A 26,631-nucleotide genomic window follows, 5' to 3' on the forward strand; every position below is an offset into this window, starting at 1 on the left:
CTGTTTCCCCCTCATATGGTGATGTGCTCCCGCGGGCTGCCAAAGAAGGCCACCGCGCCGGTCGCTAGAAGCTCCCTGTCCGCGGCGGACCAGCTGTGGCGCGCACCCGGGGTTTGCTGGAAGTAGTTGTACTTGTCTGCCGAATAGATGGAGCCGCCAGCCGCGGCCAGAGCCGCCAGGAACGGTGCGGACGCATCGCGTGCCACGTCCTCAAACGGATGCTCGCGAAAAACCGACCTCGCACCGAGAATCGTTGACCCCGTGACCGTGTCCGTGAAGCGGTGCTCGTGGCGCTCGGCTCGGAACACGGATGCATTTGCCCCGGGAAAGTACGTGAAATGCGCCTGCTTGCCCACCACCGCTGCCCGCGAATACGCCAGCGCCTGCAGCTGGTCGTTGAGATAGTGGGGCCCGTAGTAGTCGGTGCAGTCCATCAAGGCCAGGACATCGCCGTCGGCGGCCCCCACACCGAGGTTCAGGACTCCCCCAAGGCCCAGTCTCTGCGGCAGCTGGACTGCCTTCACCGGGCCCACCCCATACTCGGCCTGGAGCATTTGCCGCTGCTGGCCCGTCAGGAAGAAGTCCTCGGTCAGCAGCACCAGTTCGGCCTCAACACCGCGCTGGGCAGCAAACGTGCTGAAGATATGGTCCAGTTGCTGCGGGCTGCTGGCGCTGACAAGGGCCGTGACCGAGGGCAACCGGACGGGCCGGGACCGTTCGGGCAGCACCAATGCCACCACGGCTTCCGCGCGGTGGGCATACGAGTGCGCCGCCCAAATCCGGCGCTGCGCTTGATGGACGCTCCGGCTGCCAAGCTCCGGATTGCGCACCATGGCGGCGGTCAGATTTGCCGCGGCAGTTCTGGTGCCGGCAACCGGAATCTCACCCCCGGGAAAGAACTCCGGCAGGGCCGCGCTGGGTGCCGATATGACAGGAGTCCCCGAGGCCGTGATTTCGAATATCCGCCGCGCGCACATGCTGGGCGACTCGGTCACGGAATTCACGTTCAGAAACACCTTGTAGGCCTTGTAGGCGGTGAGCATTTGGTCGTAGCCCAGGGAACCAACAACCCGCTTGCCGAAGGGGGCGGGGAATTGGTAGTTCGCGTCCCCGTCCAGCTCCCGCGAAAAAATCTCCAACCCATGGGTCATGGCCTGGCCCGCGTCCAGTGCTCCACCCAGCAGATCCTGCATCTGCTGGCGGCGCTCGGGGAACTTGTGGGCAAAGTACATTCCGGCAAAGGCCACATCCCGTGCATGCCAGCCGTGCGGGGGCCGGACGGGATTGTGGATGGCGGGTTGGGCGGCGAAGGGCAAAACCGCAACTCTAGCGTGGCCCAGATCGCGGTGGTAGTCCGGGATCCTGTTCTCATCGGAGGTCAGGACGACGTCGAAGAGCCTGGCCGCGGGAAGAAAGTCAGCATAGTGGGGCGGATCCTCTTTGTTCCAGAACACGGAGGGAATGCCGTGCCCACGGCACCAGGAGAGCAGTTCCTGGAATTCGGCCTTGGGGCCGCTGCTGCCTGTGAGCTGGTACTTCCAGCTTCCGGAGTTTCCACTCCACGCAGATTCAACAAAGAGGAAATCAATGGTGCCCTCCCCCAGCTGGGTGCGCCATGAATCCCGTGTGAGGAACACCAGGTCCCACTCATGGTCAAAGGCCCGGGCGGAAAAATCGTCGAGGATCACACCGACCCTAAGGTCCGCCCTCCTGGGTGCGGGCCGGGGCTCGGCGGCTGGAACGAACACCAGGCGACGGTTCCGGCCCCGCCCTGACCAGCCACCCTCGGCGCCGCTGATGTCCGACGGCAGCAGGCTCCCGCGCTTTAATGGCCGTTTCCTGTGCCACGCCATGAGCTGGGACAGCCCGCCTCGCCGAAGGTGCCACCCGGCCTCCCGCAGGTTGCCAGCGCCGACGCGTCGTTTTGCTGCCGGAATTTCGGCTTCTGGCGACGCGGGCAGCGGGCCACCATGGACCTCAATCGATTCGATTGGTACAACTGCCATCGCTCGTCCCCCAGGGCCTCTTCCCCCGGCGTCCCCGGAGTGAATCTAGAGTATGCCTTGGCGAAGCATCCGGAGCGTGAACAGGCGGTGAAGGCGCCGGAAAGACTTGCTGGCCTGCACCCCATCCGCCACATGGACCGCCGGTGAACGGCAGGCAAACAGTTTCACCATCAATGGGCTAAAATGGCATGGGGGATGCTTCTTTCATTGAAGCCCGGCACCGCTGCACCAAGGGACCGACAAGGTCCGGTCACGCGTGTCCTCCACCGCATCGAGGCACACGGGGATAGGAAATAAAAACATGACGGTTCAGGCTGTAATTTTGGCTGCAGGTATGGGCACCCGGCTGGCACGGCCACACCCGAAGTCCATGACCGAGCTCAACGATGGCCGCACCATCATGCACCAGCAGCTCCACAACCTGCAGTCTGCCTTTGCAAAGAAGCTTCGCCTCACCGTTGTGGTGGGCTACAAGCTGGAGCAAATCATGGAGCATGTCCCGCACGCCTCGTTTGTCTACAACGAGAACTTTGACCAGACCAACACCTCCAAGAGCCTCCTGAAGGCGCTGCGCAACGCCGGCAAGGGCGGCGTGCTCTGGATGAATGGCGATGTGGTGTTTGACCCCCAGATCCTGGAGCAGCTCCATCCCCTGATCAAGGCCGACCAGTCATTTGTCACTGTCGACGTGTCCTCCGTCGCTGACGAGGAAGTGAAGTACACCGTAGACGCCGACGGCTTCATCAGCATGCTCTCCAAGCAGGTGCCCCAGGACGTCGCCCTGGGCGAGGCAGTAGGCATCAACTTCGTCTCCAAGAAGGACAAGAAGAAGTTGATCCAACGCCTGGAAGAGGTTGAGGAACAGGACTACTTCGAACGCGGCATCGAGCTCACCATCGAGGACGACGGCGTCCAGTGGCTTCCCGTGGACATCAGCCAGTTCTACGCCGTTGAGATTGACTTCCCCGAAGATCTGGTCCGGGCCAACGCCAGCATCTAACCGCCTAGCGGCCTGCCGTCAAACATATGGACGGCAACCCGTGTTTCATCATCAGATGTTGAAACACGCCCGCCCAGTCGCCGAAATCTCAACCTGTTGGTACCAAAGGTCCTATGGAGAAGAATTGGATAACACACCAAAATCCCTGCCCAGCCGTCTCGCCCATGGTGTCTCATGGCGTGTGAAGAAATACAATAAAAAGCGCATTCAGAGGAAAAATCCCCTTGAATCACAAAAGAGCGCTCCGCAGCCCAAACAGGACTTCCGAACGCTTTGGGGCGAACACTGGTATGACCACCCTGTAAATGAATCAGATGTCTTTTATGAATCATTCTCAGGCAACGGCGCTCTTTGTAATCCGGAAGCAATCTTTAGCGATCTCCTGGAAGCATCCGACCTGGGTCATTTGAATCACGTCTGGTCGATGGCAAACGTTGATCTAAAAGAAAAATTCGACAAAGAATTCAGCCATCATAAAAATGTCGAATCGGTTCTATATCAGTCCGCTGAGTACTATCGGCGCCTATCCACAGCCAAGTACCTTATAAACAACGCCACCTTCCAGCCATCATTCGCAAAGCGTCCCGAACAGATCTATCTGAACACATGGCATGGCACGCCTCTCAAGAAGATGGGCTACGATCTCGATGAAGGCGCAGTCGGGGCCAAGAACATCATTCGTAACTTTTGTGCAGCCGACTACTTGGTCTCCCCCAACAGATTCACAACCGATACGATGTACAGTGGCGCTTATCGGCTGAACGGTGTTTTCCGCGGAAAGATTATCGAAGAGGGATACCCTCGCATCGATCATCAATTTGGCGGATCAACACAGAAAAATGAGACGATCAAGCAGCTTCGGCGTCTTGGGGTGAATATCGATGAAAAACCCATCGTCCTCTACGCACCCACGTGGAAAGGCTCCTCTTTCTACCGGCCCGAGAACGAAGCTGCAGAACTCCTCACGCGCATCAAGAACCTTGAAGCAATCGACACCAGTGGAAGCCAGTTCTTCCTAAAAGTTCATCAACTAGTGTACGCAAAGGCCCTAGAGCTTCCTGAAATCATCCCCTATTTGATTCCGAACGATGTTCCAACCAATAAAGTCTTGGGCATCACGGATGTTCTGGTGACGGACTATTCGAGCATTTTCTTTGATTTCCTCACCACAGGACGCCCGATCCTCTTTCACACACCAGACCGGGCCAACTACGATGAGGTTCGCGGACTGTATCGGGACGCAGAAACACTTCCCGGTCCCTACTCAGAGACCATAGAAGAACTGTCGCATCTGATAAATGCAGTTGGTACCGGGAATGACTTTGACCCCTGCGTCTCTCATCGTGAAAAGTACGACGCTGCACGTCGCGACTACTGCGCCAACGAAGACGGACAGGCGGCCGCGCGAATAATCGACATAGTATTCCGCGGAGTCGAGCAGAACTATAATGTATATTCATTGCCGCACCAGGCCAAGGAATCTCTCCTCATATTTTTGGGAGGCATGAAGCAGAACGGCATTACCACCTCGGCGCTGAATCTCCTCAAAAACCTCAACTATGAGAGATTCGATGTCTCGGTCCTGGTTCCCGAAATAACTGAAGACTCACATCCACACATCTATGGCGAAATAGATCCCCGTGCACGCCAGTTCTTCCGGTTGGGAAGATTTCCTGCCACAAGTGAGCGAATCAAGCTTCACGCTGATTTCCTGCGGGACGGTGTAGAGCCGGGGGGAACAGTTCCAGAAAAGGTTCAGCAAGTTTTGACAGCTGAATGGGGTAGACTATTCGGTAATGCAACGTTCGACTATATTATCGATTTTAGTGGCTATTCTGGATTTTGGTCATACATTCTGCTGCAAGGCAATGCTAAACAGAGGTCCGTGTGGCTCCACAACGACCTAAGTGCCGACCAGGCTCGAGAGATCAACGGCAAGCGGCCAAACAAGATTCCTTTGGGCGGAACTTTTACGTCATACCAGTTCTTTGACAATCTCGTATCCGTGTCTGATTCACTCCAGGGCATAAACTCTCGATCCCTGAGTAAGTATGCAGATCCCCAGAAGTTTTCTGCAGCTCATAACACGATTGACATTAATAAGATATTGTCAATGGCCCGACCTGCTTCTTTAGTTCCGACGGATGTACAATTGTCGGAAACTATTTCTGTTGATAGCCTCGAAGCAGCCGTTTCTCAGCTGCGAGCGATATTCCCATCAAAGGATGTGAAGGCTGAACTTAATAGGTTTGATACACTGGACCGTATTCTGCCAAACGAGCTAGACGTTACCACATTTATAACGGCCGGCAGACTGTCGCCTGAAAAGAATCACGAACGTCTGATCCGGGCATTTTCGATTGTTTATCGCGAAAATTCAAATATTCGCCTAATTATCATGGGTGATGGGCCGCTAAAGTCCCGCCTCAAATCACTTGTTAGCGAGCTCGGCCTATCAGATAGCGTTTTTCTTGCGGGACAAATTCGAAACCCTTATGAGATCATGGCAAGGGCCGACTGCTTTATTCTGTCGAGCGATTACGAAGGTCAACCAATGGTCATTCTAGAAGCTATGACGCTTGGATTGCCCGTAATTACTGTCGAATTCGGCGCTGCGCGGAGTTCAGTTAACGCTGACCAAGGGGTAGTTGTCTCCCGTTCCGTTTATGGATTGGTAGAAGGAATTCGCAGTTTTCTCAGTGGCGACATTGGCGCACCGATCTTCGACCCGGTTGCCTACAACGCTTCGGCGATTCGTGAATTCGAGAAGGCAATCGGTGCGGGAGTTAGAGTCCACCAACAACCGGCCCTGACGTGACCCAAACGCCAAAAGGGCTATCCGAATGACGGCAGTAATCTTTTCGTATGGGATGGATCAAGCCGGTGGCCGGGGTGGACTACCCCGGTGATCTGGCGGTAGTGCGCTCGTGGTTCCCTGACGATGCGGCGTGTTTGGACTACTTGGACTGGCTGAGGTGGCCCGATGGCTTCCTTTGTCCGCATTGCCGGGCCAGTAAGGGCTGGCGTTTGCCCGCCGGCGGGTGGTCTTGCGGAGGGTGCCGCAAGCGGGTGAGAGTGCTGGCGGGAACCATTTTCCAAGACACAAGGACCCCGCTGACCGTGTGGTTCGAGGCCGCCTGGCTGATGTCGGTGACGAAGAACGGGGTCAGCGCCGCATCCCTGAAGCCCCTGCTCGGTCTGGGCCCGTACGAGACCGCGTGGGCAATGTGCCACAAGCTGCGCACCGCGATGGGCCGTACCTCGTCGGACCTGCTTTCGGGCGATGTCGAGGTCGACGAAACCTTCATCGGCGGGGTCAAGACAGGCAGCAAGCGGGCTCTTCGCGGTTCGTGGTGAAAACCGCTATTGCGATGCATGATCCGCCGCTGTTTTGGCGGCGCTTGGCGAGCATGATGCGTGTCGTGTAATTGGCACCATTGACGAAGCCCCTGCCGGTCCGTTTGATGTTTTTGATGCTGGTGTTGTTGGCTTCGACCTTTCCGGGCTCTCCGTCATTCACCACGAAACGTGAAGAGCCGGTGAAGTCGTGGGCGAAGCGCAGGACATCGTCCTCGTAGGTGTCCAGGCGTTTGAGCAGGGAACGCACCGGGCCCATCGCGGGCCGGCCGCGCTTCCCGGTCGGTGGCGGGAGCGGATTCAGTCCCACCCCGCGGGCAATCAGGCGCCGGTACCGGCGCCGGTATCCGCGCAGCACCCACTTGTTCAGGCTGGTCTTGCCTGCCGCTTTGGCCCCGTCCACGGCCACGAGCATCTCCACCAACAAATCGGCCATCCGCAGCGGCCAGTCCTGCCCGCCGGCCTCGGCGATCCCGGCCAGTTCCCGGAGGTGGTGCGCGTTGCACAACCCATGCCGGACCGGGTAGCGGCGGTAGGCCGGAAGCCCGGCGTGCACCGCCACCCCGTTGAAGCCGTGCCCCAGGATCCCGCCGGCTTCAATGGACCCGCCGCTGCGTGCCGGGGCCAGATGCAAGAGCGTCACCGCCCCGGTGGAGGCCACATGCACCCAGGCCAGCTTCCCCTGAACCCGGGCCCCGGTCTCATCAAAGTGCGCCACCCCTGCGTGGCGCACCCGGGCCCTGGCCGCTTCCAGGAACGGTTCGAGCAGCTTCTTCGCCCGCGGTTGCAGGGAGGCCAGCCACCCGGTGGAGACCGGGGCACCGAAGGCGTCGGCCATCAGCTCGGCGGTGCGGGCCACCGGCAGGTGGTGCCGGCCCATCAGCTAGGCGCCCAGCCCCTGGATCCTTGGCCCGTAGCAGGTGGTGGCGGTGGCCTCGGCCGGGAAGGGCGCTTCGCACTGGTGCCCGCAGGAGCATTGGCGGGTGCGTGCCCGGTGCTCGGTGATGTGCAGCCGGATCGCGGGCAGGTCGAAGACCTGCCGGAACCGCTCTCCGGTCACCGGTCCCTGGGAAACATCCAGCCCGCAGCGCCCGCAGCGGTCCGGTTCGTGGATCGGCACCACATCGGGGGTATCGACCGGTTCCGGGCGCATCCCCGGATCCCCGGACTGCTTGCCCGGGGAACGGCCCGAGGGCCGGCGCAGGGACCGTGGCGGCGGTTTGGTGAACGCGTCGGTGCTCGGTGGTTTGGAGGAGTTCTGCGAGTTCTTTTTCAGGCGGCCGTCGAGGGTGGCGACCGTCGAGCGCAGGGAGCCGACCCCGGTTTTCAGGGCCGTGATCAGCGCGTCGGATTCTTCCAGCCGGGCCAGCAACGACCCGACCGTGGGAACAGCGGATGAATCGGACATGTGAACCAGCCAACCCGGGAAGGTGCCTACCTGCCTGCGAACCTCTTCAGAATCCACCCGGCGGACGCCTAAACCGCGTCAACACGCCACACGCCCCCTGGAATTCGCCCCTTGAATTCGCCGTCAACGCAAACTGCAGCCACCGGTCAGTTCAAAGTTGCAGTTGACAGTCTGGCGGTGCGCGGACTCCGATTGCCCGTCCGGCACGTTCACCGAGACCCACGCGGTGGCGCCGGCGAAAGCGAAATTGACCACCCGCGCCGTCAGCTGGGCCACGGACGCGCTTGTCCCGCTGCGACACGTCCGTTTCGGCCCTGGCGCACCAGCTCGGCGTCTCCTGGCACACGCTCTGGAAACCCGTCAATTGACGGGTCGACCAACAACACCAAGGACGGGCCGGCGTCAACTTGACAGGCAATTTCAGGATGCCCCTGGAACGACGGCCGCACCAGTGCCCGCCGCGACCAGCGCACATCTTTCGACCACCACGGCGCGCAGCAACGCTGGACCGCTAATTACGAAGAGCCGCCATAGCCGAGCTGTGCGAGCACCTCACCGGCACGCAAACCCGCTACCCCGGCACCGGCCTGATCCTCCGCTACGCCATCAAGGAGCACGGCTAACACCCCACAGCAATTACCTCACCGTCGGGAGTCATGATCCCAGAATTGGGAGATAACTTTTCGTGAGACGTCGCCGTCAAAGGATGCAAATCTGGCGGCCAAACTATCAGTGACCGTTGGGTTCTCGTTGTCGAGATCCATGCTGAGTCGGATCCGCTCTACGAGGTCTTCGGTGCGAAAGAGGGCGCCGTCCGCCAGCGGCCCTACGTCATCCAGATAGAACCCCCTTGTCTTGTTCTGATACGTGTCTAAGTCCGGGGCCAGGAAGAACGTGGGTTTGCCGGTGACGCAGTAGTCAAACATGATCGACGAGTAGTCGGTCACCAGCATGTCCGATGCCAGAATCAGATCGTTGATCTCCGGGTAGGTTGTCACATCGATCACGGTGCTTTGGAGGGCCAAGGCAGAGTCCGTCGTTACGTTATGGTGGCCCCGAAGCATGAAGACGATGTCATCGCCGAGCCCCCTTCTGGCTTCGGCAAAGTCCAAATGGCTCACCAGCTTGTGGCCACTAGACGCCGACTTGGCATCGTCCCGCCAGGTTGGCGCATAGAGGACAGTTTTTTGATCCGCCCGGATGCCAAGGAGCTGCCGAATACGGGCCGCCCGTTCCTCCCGGTCCGGAGCCAGAAGCGCGTCATTGCGGGGATACCCGAGGGTCAGCACCGTCCCGGTGTAGCCGAACGCTTTGGGCAGCACCTCTTCGGCAAAGGCGTTCTGGGCGAGCAGGATGTCCCAGGATGCGGCCTCGCGCTCCATCAGTTTCCTATAGGAGGCGGACAGATTGGCGATGGGGGCATCCAAGCCAATCTTTTTCAGCGGTGTCCCATGCCAGGTCTGGACGTACCGCTGCCCGGGTTGTTTCCGGAAATAGGAGGGGAAATTGTTGTTGTTCACCAATGTCCCGGCCGTTTGAACCACCTCAAACCACTGCGAGGTGCCTCGTACGAGGGGGGTCGCATAAGGCGGATAGGGGACGGAATAGTCCTGGATGGACCAGTACAGGGGAAGATCCGGTCTTTGCTCCGCCAAAAGGTCAGAGATTGCTCGCGGACTGTCCGTGCAGGCCTTTCCACCGAAACTCTCAAAGAACACAATCGGGGCAGCCAGTTGGGTCTGTGGCAGGCCAAACGTCGCCGCAAGCCGCCGCTGGTGGAACTTGCCCCGCTCGTCCAATGCCAGCGGAGCGCCGATGCTAACGGCAAAGTGCCCGCTCTGGGTTTCCCACCCGGTGACACTTGCATATCGAGTTAGGCGGTCGGCAGGGAGATTACGGCACAGATCCTGATCAACGCCTAGCGGCTTCCTGGGCCCGTTGTCGCCGGAAGCATTGATGGCAAAGTATCTCAACGTGTAGGCGCCGGCAGGTGGTGCCGCAAGCGAGCTACCCCATCGCTGGTTCTCCAGCTCGAATACAAACCGTACAACGCTTCCGCCGATTGTCTCTTTCCGGACAGGCAGGATCTGGCTCTGCTGGGTAGAGAGGACCACTCCGTAGGCTTCGGCGTCCATGGAACCCCACGCGACATCAACTTTTACTTGGCCGTTGGACTCATCAACCTCAAACCCTGCAACACGCGGATTAGAGGTCGTCGGTGTGCGCGAAGGCCGACGTACCGTGTGCACCCGGTGAAACCTGTGCCCGCCCGCCACCAGTTCAATGGTCAGGGCTATGTTTTCGCCGCTGGCTTCATCCAGGACCCCTTGCGGCAGTTCGGCAGCAAACGCAGATTGGCGATGCTCGGCAAAAGCATCACCCGACCGGACATCCATATACGGTTCGTCGATGTTCTGCAGTATCAGCGGTTCCAGGCCCTGTGCGTTGCCGTGGAACAAATTGATGGACAAACCAGGGTGGTCTGAATCAAGTCCGGCAATGAACGCGTGCCCTGATAGCTTCACGGATCCGTCGTCTGCAAAGCCGCGAACCCGCACATCAGAAACAAAGCTGAGGGTCTCGGGCGGGCATTCCATGGAGATGTCCCGTAGCTGGCTATTTAGGGCGTGCCAATAGCCGGGCCGGGCCAAGAACTTGCCGTTGTTCAGCTCAACCCCATAGCCCGTGCCGGACTCTGCCCGGTCAATGAGAATCAGCTCCACCGAGGAATAGTCACCCTGCGCCGCCGCAGCAAGAAGCAACCGCTCGTGGGGTCCTAGCTCTAGGCCGGATACACCACCAACCGTTCCAGCTTCATCGAGGATCGAGCGGAGATTGCGAACACCGGACTGCAACCTGTCCCAATATGAGGACTCCGAATACGGTATCTGCTCGTAATACGGGACTAGGTCCGATCCAAACAACCTGCGAAACCACGCCGCACCAACGGCGTCGTCGGCCTCGGCCAAGAACAGCTGGCTGACACTGGCTGCCACGCTGAGACGGTCGTCAAGGTCCCTGAACGATCGTTTTCCTTGGGTGATTGACGAACCGTCTTGCCGCAGTCGCCAGCTGTAGACGATTTGCCGAACCACATCAAAGGACTTCGCACGCAAGTAGGCGCGTGCCGAAGCCTCCTGGTCCTCGTAGAGGATGCCCTCGGGAATGGGGCCAACGCAGCTATTCCAAAACACGCGGCGGAAAACCTTATTCCACAGGAAGACATCGTCAATGATTCCGGGGAAAGAACTCGCGGTGATGCCCAATCTCTGCATCTCATGGAGCCTGCTGGAGAGCTTCGTGGGGCTCCGCTTGTTCCGGATGAGGCGGTCCGACGATCCAACGAGAAAGTCGGACCCAGAGCCAGCCAGCGTCCCAACCATCAGGGCATACGCACCCGCAGCCACCACATCATCCGAGTCTGCGAATGCGAGGAAATCCCCGGTGGCCGCCGCGATGCCCACGTTACGGGCACGACCATTGCCGCCATGCGGCAAATTGATGATGGAAATCCGCTTGTCCCACTTGGCAAACTCCCTGGCAATCCGCACAGACCCATCCGTGCAACCGTCATCAACCAGAATGATCTCAAGGTACGGGTAGCTCTGGCTGACCACGCTCACCAAGCATTCGGCCAGGTACTCTTCCACGTTGTACATCGGAACCACCACGGACAGGAGCCCATGGTTCGTAGTCTTCCGATTCAGTATGCGGCGAACGCTGTGCTGCAAGGAAGGTGGAACTGACCCGCGAAGCTTGGCCTTCATTCCTGTCGGCAGACGCCGTGCGGCCTGCGTGAGTGCTCTTTTCACGATAGGCGCGCGCATGCCGCTATCCCGCCGCAACGGTGTGACGCCAGAAACCTCTGGTGTCCACCACCTTCTTGCCAGCCAAAGCAGTGGGGTCAATCTCCCGGAAGGCGTCGTGGTCCACAAGCAGGACCACCGCATCCGCCGCACCGACCGCGGCATGGGTTTCCGTGTGGACAATGTTTGCCAGGCCGGCAAGCTCCCGCGGCAGTGCATCGGCGTGCGGGGCAGCCACAAGGATCCTGGCATCCGGATTGGCCAGGGCCAGCCGGCGCACGATGTCCACCGCCGGCGATTCGCGCATGTCATCGATGTTGGCCTTGAAGGCCAGGCCCAGCGCCGCAATGACCGGCCGGTCGATGTCCTTGACTGCGTTGAGGACATCCGCAACCACGTGGGCAGGCTTGGAGTCGTTGACTTCGCGTGCGGCGCGGATGAGAGTGGAATTCGTCGGATCCGCGGCAACGATGAACCACGGGTCCACGGCAATGCAGTGGCCGCCGACGCCGGGTCCGGGCTGGAGGATGTCGACGCGCGGGTGGTGGTTGGCCAGCTCAATCAGGTCCCAGACATTGATGCCCAGATTGCCGCTGATCACGGACAGTTCATTGGCGAAGGCGATGTTGACGTCCCGGTAGGCGTTCTCCACCAGCTTCGCCATCTCTGCGGTGGCCGCGTCCGTCAGGTGCATGTTGCCCTGGCAGAACGTGCCGTACAAGGCTGCGGCCGCCACGGCTGCCTCATGCGTGAGCCCACCCACGATCCTGTCGTTGGAGACCATCTCGATCATGATCCGGCCGGGCAGCACACGCTCGGGGCAGTGGGCAAACATCAGCTGGGGCCGCCCCTGGGAACCGTCCAGGCTTAGGTCCGGCCGCTGCGCCAGGACCACGTTCGCCATGAACTCAGTGGTTCCGGGAGGAGACGTGGATTCAAGAATGATCAGCTCGCCGCCCACCAGCTGGGGTGCAAGGGCCTCGGCCGCAGCCTTGATGTAGGAGAGGTCAGCCGTCTTGTCGGCGTTGAAGGGCGTCGGCACGGCCACAATGTAGGCGTCGGCCGCGGGCGGCGTGCTTTGTGCGCTGAGCAGCCCCTGGCTGACGGCGCCGGAGACGTGGATGCCCAGATCCGGCTCCACGAAGGGAACCTTGCCCTGGTTCACGGCCGCGACCACGGCCGGGTTCAGGTCAACCCCCGTGACAGCGATCCCGTTGCCGGCCAGAATGGCGGCCGTCGGCAGGCCGATGTACCCCAATCCGATCACTGCAACTTGCTTGACGGTCGAGACTGCCTCGCCCGGCTTAAACGTCAACGTGCTCATATGGCCCCCCATAGAATTTGAGGTCGCCGGACGCAAGAAGTTCAGCGTCGTCGACCTGCCAGGTGTGTCCGGATCCGGTGCGGACCTGGAAGTAGTTGAAACGGTCTGCGGAGTAGATGCTCATACCGGCCTCTACCGCAGAGCGCAGGAATCCGGTGTCCTCGCCCAGGCCCAGGGACGGGAACGGGTTGGCCAGCATGGATTCCTTGCGGGCCATGATGGTGGGCCCCATGACAAAGTTGGTGTACCGGTGCTCCTTGTGGGCGAAACGGAGGATGTTGGCCCCGGAACTCTGCAGGTGCATGTAGTGTGCCTGCTTGCCCACGATGTCCGCCGCGGAGTAGTCGAGGGCAAACAGCTGGTCGCTCAGGTAGTTGGGGCCGTAGTGGTCATCGTCGTCCATTTTGGTCAGGACATCGCCGTCGGCCGCCTGGACGCACCGGTTGAGGCACTCCCCCAGCGACACGTCGCGGCCCGCGGACAGCAGGACGACGTCGTCGATCCCAAAGCGGGCCTTCAGGTCCGCCAGCACAGCGGCCTCCAGCTCGAAGCCGTGCGTCAGCAGCACCAGCTGGACATTGGCGTCCCGCTGGGCACTGAGGGTGCCAAAGACCTGCTCCAGCTGGTGCGGCCTGATGGTGGGAACCAGCGCCGTGACCGTTGGCCGGAGCAGTGCGGACGCGCGGTGGGGCATGGCCTCTTTGAGGACGGCCTCGGCCCGGTGCGCATACGTGTGGTTCTGCCAGATCTTCCGCTGCGCCAGGTGCACGGTCCTGTCGTTGAGCTCGGGGTTGTCCACCAGGGCCCTGACCAACCGGCCGGCCTCTTCACGGCTTTGCGCAATGGGCACTTCCAGCTCGTTGAAGGAGTGGCGGATGGCGGCGCTCTCCGCGGTCACCACGGGTGTGCCTGCCGCGGTGATTTCAAAGATGCGGCGGGCACACATGCTGGGCGAGTCGACCACGGAGTTGACGTTCAGGAACACTTTGTAGGCTTTGTAGGCCGAGAGCATTTGCCCATAGGTCAACGAGCCAACAACGCGCCCGTCCAACGGAGCCGGGAATTGATAGTTGGGGTCCCCGCCCAGCTTCCGTGAGAAGATTTCCAGCCCAAGCTTCATTTTGGCCGAGACGTCCTGCACTCCACCCAGCAACATGTCCATCTGCGCGCGGCGCTCGGGGTATTTGTGCGCAAAGTACATGCCGGCGAACGCCACGTCCCGCTCGTGCCGCCCATTCGCTGGGCGGGAGGGGTTGTGGATCACCGGTTGCGCGGCGAATGGCAGCGCGGCCACCCGCGTGTGTCCCAGATCCTGGTGGTAGCTGGCTATCCGGCCACTGTCCGAGGTGAAGACATGGTCAAACAGCTTGGCCGCGGGCAGGAAATCGCCATAGTGTGGCGGATCTTCCTTGTTCCAGAAGACCGTGGGGATCCCCTGGCTCCGGCACCACTCGAGCAGGTCCGTAAAGCTCTGGCTGGGTCCGCCGGCACCGGCAATCTTGCCCCGCCACAGGCCGCCGTTTCCGGCCCAGGCGGATTCCACGAAGAGCAGGTCGATGGGGTCCTTGGCCAGGTCTTCGCGCCAGGTGTGCGAGTGCACCGGGACGGTGTCCCACTCGTAGCGGAACGCCAGGGCGGAAAAGTCGTCGAGGATGACGCCCGCGCGGACGTCCGCCTGCCGGGGCGCACGCTCCGGCAGGGATGCTTCGGCAAAGGACAGCCGACGGCGCTGGCCGCGTCCGGTCCAGCCGGCCTGGGCACCCTGGACGCCTCCGGGGGAGGCAAAGCCGCGCTCTATCCGCTGGCGGGACCGCCAATCCTTGAACTGCGGCACGCCCCCCTGGCGCAGATGCCACAGGGCGTTCCGGACATCGTTTACTGCGGCCATCAGTGCTTGCCCTGGCGGCGGGACGCACGCTGCGGCATCACGGTGGTGGCAACCAGCTTGCCCCGGGCCTCATCGAGGATCTTGGCAGCGGAAATGTTGTTTCCCTTCGACAGCTGGCCGGTGAAGGCCTGGTAGGCCTTCACCGTTTCAGCGGGTGCGCCATCCATGATCAGGTCCCCCTTGTCCAGCCAGACCACTCGGTCGGTCATTTCCAGAATGGTCTCCAGGCTGTGGCTGACCAGGAAGACGCAGCCGGCCTGGTCACGGAGCTCGTCCATGCGGCTCTTGCTGCGTGCGGCAAACTGCGCGTCACCGGTGTTCAGGGCCTCGTCCACCAGGAGGATCTCCGGATCGATGCTGGCAGCGATGGCAAACCGCAGCCTGGACGCCATGCCCGACGAGTAGGACTTCATGGGCAGGTAGATGGAGTCCCCCAGTCCCGACAGGTCAACAATGGTGCTGAAACGCTCGCTCACCTGCGCCCGGGTCATGCCCATGGCCAGGCAGCCCAAAACCACGTTCTGGTCCCCGGAGAGCGTGGGCACCAGGGCGGCGTTGACACCCAGCATGACAGGCGTGCTGGACGCATACACGGCCCCCGTGGTGGGCCGGATCTGGCCGCTGACCAGTTTCATCAGGGTGCTCTTGCCGGATCCGTTGCGGCCAATGATGCCCACGGATTCCCCACGCGAGACCACAAGTGAAAGGGTCTTCAGGGCCTGGACCGTGACCATGTTGGGGCGCGGATTCATCCGGCGCAGGAAGCGGCCCGAACCTTCATCCGAGGATCCTGCACCCGCTTGGTTGGAGACCACGCGGTAGGTCATGGCCACCTTGTCCACCACCACACAGGGTTGCCCCTCAACGTAGACCGTCCGTTCAGTTTCGGCCATAGGACTCCTCCCCCTTCCAGAAGAACACGAGACCAAATGCCAATGCACCCAACGCCCAGACAGCCAACGTCGCCCACGACTGCCAGGACGGCACCTTTGCATAGAGCACCGAGTCGCGCACAATGTCGATCACGCAGAACAGTGGGTTGGCCTTCACCAGCGCCAGCAGAAAGGGGTGGGTGATGAACCGGTCGTAGGAGTAGAAGATGGCGGACCCGTACATCCATACGCGCAGGGCAAAGGGAATGAGGTGGGTGATGTCGTGGACCTTGGCGATGACCCTGGCCAGGATCATGCCGATGCCAAGGTTGAAGATCCACTGGAGCCCGACGGCGGGAATCAGCAACAGCCACAGCCACGTAATTTTTTCGGTGGGCGGCAGCACCACGATGATCAGCAGCATGCCCAGGAGGAGCGGAACATTGGCCATCAGCTCGCGGATGTTTGCCCCGATGGGCAAGGTGGCGCGCGGGAAGTTGAAAGCCTGGATCACCGAGATGTTGTTGCGGATGGACCGGGCACCGTTGGTGATGGCCCCGGAACTGAGCTGGAACATGAAGATTCCAATGACCAGATAGCCAACGTAGTTCTTGATGCCGTTGCTGGTGTGCAGCAGCAAGCCGAAGATGAGGAAGTACGTGAGCCCGTTGAAGACCGGGTTCAGCAGCAGCCAGGCGCTGCCCAGCTTGTCCCGCCGGGTGCCGCTTTGCACGCGGGCACGGGAGTCGTAGAGGATGAATTCCCGGAAGTCCCACAATTGGACCAGATAGTCCAGAAACCCGGGCCGTGCACCCACGCGTGTCAGCTTGCGCATGTCCACAGCATGCGGCTGGACCGCCGCTGGTTGCGGCAAGGTTGTCTGCTTCAGTGGCACTAGCCAGCCCTTCTCAGCCGTTGGTAAGCATTGTCCAGGACGGCAGCATTCGCCGCCCATGTGCGGGTGCGCAACACCGAGGCCCGGCCCCGCGATCCCAAGTCGATTCGCTGCGCCGGGTCATCGAGCAGCTCCCCCAGCACCCGCGCCAGGGCATCCGGGTCTTCGGCTGGAACCAGCCGGCCGGTGCCGCCGTCGTTAACCAATTCTCGCAGAGCGGGCAGATCACTTGCCACGACCGGCCGCCCGGAGGCTGCTGCCTCCACAGGTTTGAGCGGTGTGACGGACCGGGTCACGTCCAGATCCTTGCGCGGCACCACAAAGACATCCAAGGCCTGGTGGTACAGCGGAGTCAGCTGCTTGGGGACGCGGCCGGTGAAGATGGCCCGGTCGGCCAGCCCCAGCACGCGGACCTGTTCCTGCAGCGCGGCACGCTCGGTTCCGTCGCCCACAATGAGCAGCCGCAGACCGGGATGGTTCGGGGCCAGCAGGGCGAACGCGGCCACCAGATCGTCGAGCCCTTCGTAGCCCACCAGGCTGCTGACGGTGCCAATGTACTGGCCATCCGCCGGCAATCCCAGGGCTTCGCGGGCTTGCGTTGTGGTGCCGGGCTCCACCAGGAAATCGCCGCCGACGGCGTTGGGCGAGATCAGGATGTTCGCTTCCGGAACACCGGCTGCCACAATGTTGTCCTTCATGGCCTGGCCCAGCGTGACCACCAGGTCCGCGCCACGCATGAGCTCGGCCTCGCGCGCCTGGAACAGGCGGTAGTACTCGCTGCTGCGTGCGTCCGGCCCGCGCTTGGCGGCCCAGGTGTCGGCAAGCTGGCCGCGGACCTCATAGACCCAAGGAATGTCCAGTGCCGCGGCAACCTCGCGGGCCACCAGGCCGTTCACAAAATGGGTGGTGGTGTGCAAAACGTCCGGGCGGAACTCCCGGGCGATCGCCAGCAGTTCCTCGGCCTGCTGCTGCAGCCGGCCATCGGCCGTGGCGCTGAGCCGGCCGGGCAGCAGCCGCCGGTAGGTGACGCCGTCGACCTCGTCCTGCGGCCTGGCCAGAAGCTTGCCGACCTGGACGGGGTAGCCCAGGCGCGTCACGGCGAGGGTGTCCCAGCCAGCCTGCTGCTGGGCGGCCAGGATGGAATGCGTCCGCTGCGCGTATCCGCTGGCCGTGTGCGGCAGCGAATTGGTCAGCAGGTGCAGGACCCGCTTGGAGTCCCGCGGCACTTCCGGCACAGCGGCGGACGACGGCCGTCCAGCCATGCCGCCGTGCTGCAGTTGCGGTGCCCATCCTTGAAAAATGCGCAATTCGCCGGCCAGCCGGTTCCGCTGGCGGGCCATTCCCGCCCCGGCGGCAGTCTCCAGCCCGGCCACCGCTTTCGCCATGTGGCCGCCGTACCGCTGGTTGCGTGCCTGCGTGGCGGGCAGCTTCCGGGGCGGCCGCGCAGTGTTGGACGCCAGTTCCAGGAACGTGGCGGCCCGCTCGGGGTCGTTGGCGGCAAGGGCGACGTCGGCGGCTGCCCGGGCACGATCGCCGTCGATGCCGGCGTCCAGGGCGGCCGCAAAGCGGCGCTGCAGCCCCGCGGTGTCGCCGCTGGCATGGCAGGCCAGCAGCACGGGCACGCCAAATGAATTTTTCGGCACAACGGCCCGGACCAGGCGGGCGGCAGGCTGGACCACCGAGGACGGCAAGCGGCGCGATACCTGCAGGGCCAGCACCAGCGGATCATCCGCCCAACGCTCCGCCACGGTTGCCACTGCCAACTGCATATTACGGACTAGCGGAATCACGCGGTGGACGCCCCAGTGTTCCGGACCAATTCAGAAATCAACTCCATGTACTTAGTGGACAGCTGGCCATAATCCGCGTTCTCCTTGACCCACTGGCGTCCGCTGTCGCCGGTGACCAGGCGTCCGCGGTCGGCGGCCAGCTGGCCCCACAGCTCGGCAATTGCCTCGGGGCTGCTGGGCACCACGTCGCCGACGCCCGCATCACGGACGATGCGGGCCGCTTCACCGCGCACGACGGCGGTGATGTGGCGCCCGATGGCCAGCACCTCATAGGTCTTGGACGGCACCGTTGTCTCAAACGACTTCCAGTCATCGCGCAAGGACACCACACAGGTGTCGGCGTGCTTGTATTTCTCCCGCACGGCCGGGCCGTACAGGGAGGGGTAGAACGTGACGGGGGCCTTGAGGCTGGCCGCCAGTTCCATGAGTTCGGGACGCTTGGTTCCGTGCCCCACGAGGCGCAGATGCATGGAGTCCCCCAGCAATGCGCTGGCTTTAATCAGCACGTCCAGGCGCTGGCTCTCGCCGTGGTTGCCAAGGTACAGCGCCTCAAACGTGTCCCGTTCCAGCGCCGGAGCCTCCAGCATGGCCACCGATTCCACGTCCAGGCCATTGCTGATGGTGGCAACGTTGGCAACGCCGCGGGCCCGCAGGGTGTCCGCGAACCCTTCGGTGACGGTGACGACCAGATCGGCTTTGCGCTGGACATGCTCCACAACGCGTTCCACGACGCTCTTGACGCTGCCCTGGACCAGACGCGCATCCCTGGCCAGGTCCGGCCAGGCATCGCGCATCTCGACAATCACCGGCACGCGGCGCAGCCGGGCTAGAATGTAGCCCGCGACCAGAATGGGCAGGCTGGGGGCGGTGACAATGATGACGTCCGGCCGGACGCCCACAAGCCCCACGGGGATGGACATCGCAGCGGTGAAGACCTGGTCCACCAGACGGGCCAGGTGGGAGTGTCCGCTGTGCCGCAGGTACGGCACGCGCCGGACCCGCTCCCCCAGCTTTCCGCGCTGGAAGTGGAACGGAATGCCCGCCTCGCCCCGGGACAGCTCACGGCGGCCCACGGGGAAATGCGCCACGGGGGCGACGACGTCGACCTTCCACCCCGCGCGGCAAAACTCGCGGATGAACGTGGTCCACCGCCGCTGCGGCGGGCTGTGCTCCGGCCAGTAGGAATGTGTCAGCACCATGACGCGCAAGCGGTTGCCATTACGGCGTTTTTCCTTGGAAAAGGTGGGGAAAGACCGGAAACGTGAAGTATCCACAGTCCCTACTTGCCAGTTGCGCGAGGAGCGCGAACGCCCTTGGAACGCAATGCCCGGAAGTAGAAATAGCCCAGGCCAAGCAGCAGTCCAACCATCAGGATCTGCGGCATCGACGAAGCCACTGCGCTGCTTGCCAGCGAGAAGGCACCGGGTCCCCGGACGTTGTCGGCGGGAACGGCCAGCGCGGGCGCCGATGCTGTGGCCGATGCGGTGGCCGTCGGCACGCTGGTGGCATGGCTTGCTGCGGTGGTGGGAGCGGCCGAGGGGGATGCCGTTGGCGTTGCCTCGGCCGCAGGGGCCGTGATCTCTTCCTCGGGAACCGTCGGCGCGGGTTCGACGATGGCCGGCGGGTTGTTTACCACCGGCGGCGCGACAACGGTGGGCGCAGGAGCGGGTGCAGGCGCGGGTGCGGGGGCAGGCGCGGGCTCAGGTGCGGGCGCGGGTGCGGGTTCAGGCGCGGGCCCAGGCGAGGGCTCCGGAGCAGGCTCGGTAGGTACCGGACTGGGGTCGACGGGCGACGGATCAACGGGGGTTTCCGGGCTCGGCTGCGGAGAAATATCAATGAGTGGCGAAGGCGTAGTCTCGTCCGCAATTGCCGGCGCACCAGCAAACAACGCTCCGCCAGCCACCAAGGCCACGGATAATCCGACCCTGGCACCAGTGAGCATCTGGCCCTTCCAACGACTCATACGAAGTCCCCCTACCTTTTCATCCAGCCGCGCAATACCACACAAAGCCCTCGCCGATGCAGTCACCGTCGAGGGCAAAAATCGTCAATCGAATGGAGTATTTGGAGGAGCGTGAACCCGTCCGAGTAACCGGGCGTCGCGCAATCCACTGGGCATAGTTCCCCCACCAAACCGTTAAACAACTACTACGAGTAGACCATCTACTCCCGTAAAAGTCACACCGGACATGCGGGTTTTACACATCATGGGATGGTAAACATGCGCGAAGGCGGTGCCCGTCCGGCCACGAGGCAGTGCCTCTTGGCCTATCGCCCCGTGCGCGCTGGGCACAGGCGGAGCGGCTACGCTGGATGGATGCGTTCCCGCTCCATAAGCCATCACCGTGCCACCGTCCGCCCCGCCGCAGCGACTCTGCTTGCAGCCGCAGCAGCTGCCGCCCTCGCACTGACAGGCTGCACGCCGTCGGTGGAGGTCAGCGCCGCCGCCGGATCGGCGGATCCCGCCTGTGCCCCCATGATGGTGGCCCTGCCGGACAGCCTGGGCGACGCCGCCAAGAGATCCACCACCAGCCAAGGCACGGCCGCGTGGGGCGATCCGTCGCTGGTGATCCTGCGCTGCGGCGTCAACGCCCCGGGCCCGACGACGGACCGCTGCGTGGGCGTGAACGGCGTGGATTGGGTGCTCAAGGAGGGCGATCCCGCGTGGACGCTGACCACCTATGGCCGCACACCGGCCACCGAGGTGGTCTTCGACCCCAACAAGATCCCCTCCAGCACCGTGCTGGCCCAGCTGGCCAATGCGGCCGCCAAGATCCCGGCCACGCGCCACTGCGTCAGCCCCGCGGACGCCGAGACGGTCCCCGCGACGTAGGCGCGCCAGCGGGTCTCGGCAAGCTCGGCCAGCGACTCCCCCGGTGACCGTCCCCATCCGCTCCCACGGCTCGCAGGCTCGCCGCGGGTCCCTCGCGGCCGTGGGCCCAAGCCGTCCGCGGCCGCGCGGAGATCCGGCCGCACCGGACCGCGCTAGGCCGCCCAGGCGAAGTCCCTGTAGTGTCCGTTCTTGCCCGTGTTGTCGAAGGACAGACCGTAGTCCGGGTCGTTGAAGGTGCCGACGCTGCTTTGCGCGATCGGAAGGTCGCTGCCCATCGGATGGAAGATGTGGAACAGCCGCATCACCGCATTCGAACCCGTTGCACGGATCCCCGTCACCTCGAAGTCCATGATGCCCGGCACCGTCACCCGGCGCGTGTCCTCGTGGGACTCGAAGGAGATCGGGACAAACTTGACACCCAGCTGCTCGGAGATCAGCCCCGCCAGCATGGCCGGCGGTCCGCCGAGCGCTCCGGAGAGGATCTCGCCCAGGGCCTGCCGCTGGCCGTCGTCGGCCCGCTCGTCCACGTAGACGGCCACCCGCCAGCCACCGGACCCCATGATGGCCGGTGAGTCCACCACCAGGACGGCACCGAGGCCGTCCAGGCGCACGCCGTCGTTGTGGCCGCTGGTGATGTTCATTGCGAGCGGGACATAGCACCGCTCATTGTCCGCGGATCCCTGCAGTGACGATGTGACGCACGGGCAGAGCACGTCGCAATTGCAGTTTTCCAGATATTCGCCCGCTAGTTCCCAGGCCATGCTGATCACTCTGGTTTCATTTGTGGAACAGATGGGTGGTGCTTGTGCGCCGCCAGGGATGTCCATCGGCCCCATCGCAACGGTTCGTCCCGCTGCAATTTTACTCGCCCGCCGGTGGAATGGCGCCCCCGGGACTCGGCTTCGCTCGACCAGCGAGGCCAGCGGGTGGGCGTTAACGCAGGCCGGTCTTGCGGTTCAGGGCCAGCTGCAGGAGCTCGTCGATCAGCTCGGCATAGCCGATGCCCGATGCCGCCCACATCTGCGGGTACATGGACGACGGCGTGAAGCCGGGCATGGTGTTGATCTCGTTGACCAGGATCTCGCCGTCGGCCGTGTAGAAGAAGTCCACGCGGGAGAGCCCCTCCCCGCCCACCGCCTCGAACGCCAGGGCGGCCTGCTCGCGGATGCGCTCGGCGGCCTCCGCCGGGAGGTCGGCCGGGCAGCTGAGGTTGACGGCGTCGTTCTGGACATACTTGGCGGTGAAATCGTAGAAGGCATGCGTGGCGTCGGCCATGGCGATCTCGCCGGGCATGGACGTGCGCGGCGCCTCGGTGCCGCGGCCCTGGAGCACGGCGCACTCGATCTCGCGGCCCACGATCCCGGCCTCGACCACCAGTTTGAGGTCGTGTACGCGGGCCTCGGACATGGCTGCGTCCAGGTCCTCGGGGCGGTCCACCTTGGAAATGCCCATGGAGGAGCCGGCGCGGGCGGGCTTGACGAACACCGGAAAGCCGAGCTTGGCCACCCGCGCGCGGACGGCCTGCGGATCGGTGCTCCACTGCCGGTCGGTGACGGCAATGTAGGGCCCCACGGCCAGCCCGGCGGCCTCAAAGACCACCTTCATGTAGTGCTTGTCCATGCCCACGGCGGAGGCCAGCACGCCGGCGCCCACATAGCGGGTGTCGGAGAGTTCCAGCAGCCCCTGGACGGTGCCGTCCTCGCCGAACGGGCCGTGCAGCAGTGGGAAGACCACGTCCACCGTGCCCAGCTCCAGGGGGACCTGGTTGGGGGCCGCCACGACCAATTGGTGGCCGGCACCGGTCTCCGTCAGCATCACGGTTGCCTCGGACGGCTCCACCTGCGGCAGCATGTCGCCGCGCAGCGACCACGCGGACGGATCTGCGGAGGCCTGCACCCACTGGCCGGACTTGGTGATGCCGATCGGGACCACGTCGTAGCGGTCGCGGTCGATGTGGCCCAGGACGCCGGCGGCGGTGACGCAGCTGACGGCATGCTCGCTGGAGCGCCCGCCGAAGAGCACGGCGACGCGCGGGCGGCCTCCGTTGCCCGTGGCGGCGGCCTTCGTGGATTCGGCCAGCACGGGCTCGGTGGAGGCCGGCGCGGTGGACATGGGTGATTTGGTCTCGGTCTGCTGGTTCACGCTCAGTTTTCGCCTTCGGCCTTCAACTCGCGGGACAGCAGGACGCGCCCCAGGTCATCAACTCTCAAAGTGCCGTCCAGCACGGCCACCACGGCGTCCGTGATGGGCATCTCCACACCCAGTTTGCGGGCCAGGTCCGCCACGGCGCGCCCGGACTTGATGCCCTCGGCGGTCTGCGTCATCTTCGCGTTGACCTCCTCGAGCGTCAGGCCCTCGCCCAGCAGCCGGCCCGCGGTGTGGTTGCGGCTCAGCGGGGAGGAGCAGGTGGCCACGAGGTCGCCCAGCCCGGCCAGCCCGGCCATGGTCTCGGTGACGCCGCCCAGGGCCAGCGCGAGGCGGGTGGTCTCGGCCAGTCCGCGGGTGATGACGGAGGCCTTGGTGTTGTCCCCCATCCGCTTGCCCTCGCAGATGCCCACGGCCAGGGCGATCACGTTCTTCACGATGCCGCCGATCTCCACGCCCACCACATCGGTGTTGGTGTACGGGCGGAAGTATGGGGGCGTGCAGACGGAAGCCACCCAGGCGGCCACGCTTTCATCCGCGCAGGCCACCACGGAGGCGGTGGGCTCGCGGCGGGCAATCTCCATGGCCAGGTTGGGACCGGAGATGACAGCAATCCGGTCCGCACCCAGGCCCAGCTCCTCGGCGATGACCTCGCTCATCCGGGCATCCGTGCCCAGTTCCAGCCCCTTCATCAGGGAGACGACGACGGCGTCCGGGGCCAGGTGGGGGGCCCAGGCGTGCAGCTGCGGCCGCAGCGACTGGGCCGGCACCGCCAGCACCACCAGCGCGGCACCCGCCAGCACCTTGGCCGGGTCGGTGGAAGCGGTGATGTTGGCCGGCAGCTCGATGTCGGGCAGGTAGGCGCCGTTGCGGTGGGAGGTGTTGATCTGCTCCACCACCTCCTCGCGGCGGCCCCAGACCATCACGGTGCGGTCTGTGCCCAGGGCGGCCTCGCCGACAACCTTGGCAAAGGTGGTGCCCCAGCTGCCGGCGCCCAGGATGGCGACCTTGGCCGGTGCCGGACGTACCGTCGTCGTGCTCATTTGGTGCCAGCCTCTCCGCCGCGTTCCATATTGCGCCCATGCTGTGTCTGATTGTGCGCCGAAGGGTCCCAGACTGTGGCCGGCGGTTCCTCGCCGCGCAACTGGGCCAAAAGCTTGGTGACATCGGCCATGATGACGGCCGTCATTTCTTCAAGGGTTGCCTTGTCCCCCGTGCGGCCGGCGAAGCGGCTCAGGTCCACGGGATCGCCCACCAGAACGCGGACCTTCTTGCGCGGGAACAGCTTGACGGATTTGGCATACCGGGGGAAGACCTCCTGGGCCCCCCAGTGTGCCATGGGAATCACCGGGGCGCCTGTGACAAGTGCCAGCCGGGCTGCACCGGTGCGGCCCTTCATCGGCCACAGGTCCGGGTCCCGGGTGAGCGTGCCCTCGGGGTAGACCACCACGGCGCCGCCGTCGTCCAGGACTTCCTGGGCGACAATCAACGACCGGCCTGCACCGGCACCGCTGCGCTCCACGGGAATCTGCTGGGCGCCACGCAGGATGGGCCCCACCACCGGGGTGCGGAAGAGCGATTCCTTGGCCAGGAAGTGCGGCATCCGCTTCTGGTTGTACAGCATGTGGCCGATCACGATGGGGTCGATTTCGGTGCAGTGGTTGGGGCAGGCAATAAAGCCCTGGCCCTGGGGCAGTTTTTCCAGGCCCAGCCATTCCTTGCCCATCAGGAGGTTGTTGAGCGACCTCCCCCCGGCAGCGGCCAGGGCAAAGAACATCCGTGTTTTCTTCGAAATTGCCATGATTCCCTTAGCCCCGTGCCCGGTCAATGATGTCGAAGTCCGCGCCGAGGCCCTCAAGCTTCTCGGTGAACTTCTCATAGCCGCGCTTGATGATGTCGATGCCCGTCACCCGCGAGGTGCCGGTGGCGGCCAGGGCCGCGATCAGGTGGCTGAAGCCCCCGCGCAGGTCAGGGATGTCGATCTCGGTGCCCTTGAGCTGGGTGGGCCCGGAGATGACGGCGGAGTGCAGGAAGTTGCGCTGGCCAAAGCGGCACGGGACGCTGCCGAGGCATTCGCGGTGCAGCTGGATGCCGGCGCCCATGCGCATCAGGGCGTCGGTGAAGCCGAAGCGGTTCTCGTACACGGTCTCGTGGACGATGGAGACGCCGTCGGCCTGGGTCAGCGCCACCACCAGGGGCTGCTGCCAGTCCGTCATGAAGCCCGGGTGCACGTCAGTCTCCAGCACCAGCGGGCTCAGCTTGCCGCCTGGGTGGTAGAACCGGATGCCGTCGTCGTCGATGTCCATCCCGCCGCCCACCTTCCGGTAGGTGTTCAGGAAGGTCATCATGTCCCGCTGGCTGGCGCCCTCGACGTAGATGTCGCCCTTGGTGACCAGCGCGGCCGAGGCCCAGGAGGCAGACTCGTTGCGGTCCGGCAGGGCACGGTGCACGTAGCCGCGCAGCTCCTTGACGCCCTCGATCCGGATGGTGCGGTCCGTCTGGATGGAGATGATGGCGCCCATCTTCTGCAGGACGGCAATCAGGTCCACGATCTCCGGCTCCGTGGCGGCACCGGACAGCTCGGTGATGCCCTCGGCGCGGGTGGCGGAGAGCAGCACCTGCTCGGTGGCGCCCACGGACGGATACGGCAGGGAGATCTTGGTGCCATGCAGGCCCTTGGGCGCGGAAATGTGGATGCCGCCGGGGCGCTTTTCAACGACGGCGCCAAACTGGCGCAGCACGTTCAGGTGGTAGTCGATCGGGCGGTCGCCGATCTTGCAGCCGCCCAGATCGGGGATGAAGGCCTCGCCGATGGCATGGATCAACGGGCCGCAGAAGAGGATCGGGATGCGGGAATCACCGGCATGGGCGTCAATGGCCGTGCTGGGCGCCGTCTTGGCATCCTTGGGGTCCAGGGTCAGATCCCCCGTCACCGGGTCCTTGACCACCGTGACGCCGTGCAGCTGCAGCAAGGAGGTGACAACCTCCACGTCCTTGATCTCCGGCACGTTGCGCAGCACGGAGGGCTCGTTGCCCAGCAGGGCCGCCACCATGGCCTTGGGAACCAGGTTCTTGGCACCTCGGACCGACACCCGGCCGGTCAGAGGCACGCCGCCGCGGACGCTCAGAACACTGCTCATCAATACCCAATTCCTCATTTAGATTGCGGACCAGTTGCGCACAGGCATGGCCGCAAAGGTCTCAGCTAAGCATAGTTTCTTGCCTCCGGATGCCGAAACAGGCCCTCCCCGGAACGCGAAACGGCACGTGCGGACAGTGTTCGGGTGGAACACTGTCCGCACGTGCC

20 protein-coding genes and 1 pseudogene are annotated in these 26,631 nt (G+C 63.5%); 4 read left to right on the forward strand and 17 right to left on the reverse strand.

Translation table 11 applies throughout. The features are described from left to right. Positions 1–11: 11 nt before the first annotated feature. Positions 12–1,688 carry a glycosyltransferase family protein gene (locus ACQCSX_RS07460; RefSeq protein ID WP_427018381.1) on the reverse strand — a complete coding sequence of 559 codons (1,677 nt, stop codon included), beginning with the start codon at positions 1,686–1,688 and terminating at the stop codon, positions 12–14. 619 nt (positions 1,689–2,307) lie between these two features. Here ACQCSX_RS07460 and ACQCSX_RS07465 point away from each other — a divergent pair. The 3 genes and pseudogenes from ACQCSX_RS07465 to ACQCSX_RS07475 form a co-directional block, all read left to right on the forward strand. Continuing rightward, positions 2,308–3,006 (forward strand): NTP transferase domain-containing protein, encoded by a 699-nt coding sequence (locus ACQCSX_RS07465; protein WP_427018382.1) that lies wholly within the window; start codon positions 2,308–2,310, stop codon positions 3,004–3,006. Positions 3,007–3,130: 124 nt separating this feature from the next. Continuing rightward, positions 3,131–5,824 carry a CDP-glycerol glycerophosphotransferase family protein gene (locus ACQCSX_RS07470; protein WP_427018383.1) on the forward strand — a complete coding sequence of 898 codons (2,694 nt, stop codon included), beginning with the start codon at positions 3,131–3,133 and terminating at the stop codon, positions 5,822–5,824. A gap of 65 nt (positions 5,825–5,889) precedes the next feature. Next, positions 5,890–6,333: pseudogene (locus ACQCSX_RS07475) on the forward strand (IS1595 family transposase); the annotation flags it as partial. Here the strand turns inward: ACQCSX_RS07475 and ACQCSX_RS07480 are convergent. The 11 genes from ACQCSX_RS07480 to ACQCSX_RS07530 form a co-directional block, all read right to left on the reverse strand. Then, entirely contained in the window at positions 6,323–7,243 is a 921-nt protein-coding gene (locus ACQCSX_RS07480) for an IS66 family transposase (protein ID WP_427018384.1), read from the reverse strand. The pseudogene ACQCSX_RS07475 and the gene ACQCSX_RS07480 sit on opposite strands and share 11 nt — an antisense overlap. Before the next feature lie 3 nt (positions 7,244–7,246). Then, positions 7,247–7,771 carry a DUF6444 domain-containing protein gene (locus ACQCSX_RS07485; protein WP_427018385.1) on the reverse strand — a complete coding sequence of 175 codons (525 nt, stop codon included), beginning with the start codon at positions 7,769–7,771 and terminating at the stop codon, positions 7,247–7,249. A gap of 123 nt (positions 7,772–7,894) precedes the next feature. Beyond that, on the reverse strand, positions 7,895–8,047 hold the full coding sequence (locus ACQCSX_RS07490) for a hypothetical protein (RefSeq protein WP_427018386.1): 153 nt from the start codon (positions 8,045–8,047) through the stop codon (positions 7,895–7,897). Between the two features lie 365 nt (positions 8,048–8,412). Further along, entirely contained in the window at positions 8,413–11,721 is a 3,309-nt protein-coding gene (locus tag ACQCSX_RS07495; RefSeq protein ID WP_427018999.1) for a bifunctional glycosyltransferase/CDP-glycerol:glycerophosphate glycerophosphotransferase, read from the reverse strand. Next, positions 11,603–12,901, reverse strand: a complete 1,299-nt coding sequence (gene wecC, locus ACQCSX_RS07500; RefSeq protein ID WP_427018387.1) for a UDP-N-acetyl-D-mannosamine dehydrogenase — start codon at positions 12,899–12,901, stop codon at positions 11,603–11,605. The genes ACQCSX_RS07495 and wecC overlap by 119 nt, the downstream gene beginning before the upstream one ends. Further along, positions 12,882–14,789 carry a glycosyltransferase family protein gene (locus ACQCSX_RS07505; protein ID WP_427018388.1) on the reverse strand — a complete coding sequence of 636 codons (1,908 nt, stop codon included), beginning with the start codon at positions 14,787–14,789 and terminating at the stop codon, positions 12,882–12,884. The genes wecC and ACQCSX_RS07505 overlap by 20 nt, the downstream gene beginning before the upstream one ends. Continuing rightward, positions 14,789–15,682 carry an ABC transporter ATP-binding protein gene (locus tag ACQCSX_RS07510; protein ID WP_427018389.1) on the reverse strand — a complete coding sequence of 298 codons (894 nt, stop codon included), beginning with the start codon at positions 15,680–15,682 and terminating at the stop codon, positions 14,789–14,791. Before ACQCSX_RS07510 ends, ACQCSX_RS07505 begins: the two co-directional genes overlap by 1 nt. After that, on the reverse strand, positions 15,669–16,496 hold the full coding sequence (locus ACQCSX_RS07515) for an ABC transporter permease (protein WP_427018390.1): 828 nt from the start codon (positions 16,494–16,496) through the stop codon (positions 15,669–15,671). Before ACQCSX_RS07515 ends, ACQCSX_RS07510 begins: the two co-directional genes overlap by 14 nt. Positions 16,497–16,555: 59 nt before the next feature. Beyond that, positions 16,556–18,313 carry a glycosyltransferase family 4 protein gene (locus tag ACQCSX_RS07520; protein WP_427018391.1) on the reverse strand — a complete coding sequence of 586 codons (1,758 nt, stop codon included), beginning with the start codon at positions 18,311–18,313 and terminating at the stop codon, positions 16,556–16,558. Between the two features lie 29 nt (positions 18,314–18,342). Beyond that, positions 18,343–19,545, reverse strand: coding sequence for a glycosyltransferase family 4 protein (locus ACQCSX_RS07525; RefSeq protein ID WP_427018392.1), 1,203 nt, complete (start codon positions 19,543–19,545; stop codon positions 18,343–18,345). Between the two features lie 80 nt (positions 19,546–19,625). After that, positions 19,626–19,982 carry a hypothetical protein gene (locus ACQCSX_RS07530; protein WP_427018393.1) on the reverse strand — a complete coding sequence of 119 codons (357 nt, stop codon included), beginning with the start codon at positions 19,980–19,982 and terminating at the stop codon, positions 19,626–19,628. Positions 19,983–20,663: 681 nt separating this feature from the next. Here ACQCSX_RS07530 and ACQCSX_RS07535 point away from each other — a divergent pair. Continuing rightward, positions 20,664–21,179 carry a DUF3515 family protein gene (locus ACQCSX_RS07535; RefSeq protein WP_427018394.1) on the forward strand — a complete coding sequence of 172 codons (516 nt, stop codon included), beginning with the start codon at positions 20,664–20,666 and terminating at the stop codon, positions 21,177–21,179. 152 nt (positions 21,180–21,331) lie between these two features. On the opposite strand, the gene ACQCSX_RS07540 is transcribed toward ACQCSX_RS07535, so the two are convergent. The 5 genes from ACQCSX_RS07540 to murA form a co-directional block, all read right to left on the reverse strand. Next, positions 21,332–22,015 carry a DUF1326 domain-containing protein gene (locus ACQCSX_RS07540; protein WP_427018395.1) on the reverse strand — a complete coding sequence of 228 codons (684 nt, stop codon included), beginning with the start codon at positions 22,013–22,015 and terminating at the stop codon, positions 21,332–21,334. Between the two features lie 97 nt (positions 22,016–22,112). Then, positions 22,113–23,291: a D-alanine--D-alanine ligase family protein gene (locus tag ACQCSX_RS07545; protein WP_427019000.1), complete on the reverse strand. Its 1,179-nt coding sequence runs from the start codon at positions 23,289–23,291 to the stop codon at positions 22,113–22,115. Between the two features lie 32 nt (positions 23,292–23,323). Then, entirely contained in the window at positions 23,324–24,367 is a 1,044-nt protein-coding gene (locus ACQCSX_RS07550; RefSeq protein WP_427018396.1) for an NAD(P)H-dependent glycerol-3-phosphate dehydrogenase, read from the reverse strand. Further along, positions 24,364–25,125, reverse strand: a complete 762-nt coding sequence (locus ACQCSX_RS07555; RefSeq protein WP_427018397.1) for a lysophospholipid acyltransferase family protein — start codon at positions 25,123–25,125, stop codon at positions 24,364–24,366. Before ACQCSX_RS07555 ends, ACQCSX_RS07550 begins: the two co-directional genes overlap by 4 nt. Before the next feature lie 7 nt (positions 25,126–25,132). After that, entirely contained in the window at positions 25,133–26,464 is a 1,332-nt protein-coding gene (gene murA / locus ACQCSX_RS07560) for a UDP-N-acetylglucosamine 1-carboxyvinyltransferase (RefSeq protein WP_427018398.1), read from the reverse strand. Positions 26,465–26,631: the final 167 nt, after the last annotated feature.

Origin of the sequence: Pseudarthrobacter sp. P1 (assembly GCF_050156935.1) — a bacterium.
In the GTDB taxonomy this organism is placed as follows: domain Bacteria; phylum Actinomycetota; class Actinomycetes; order Actinomycetales; family Micrococcaceae; genus Specibacter.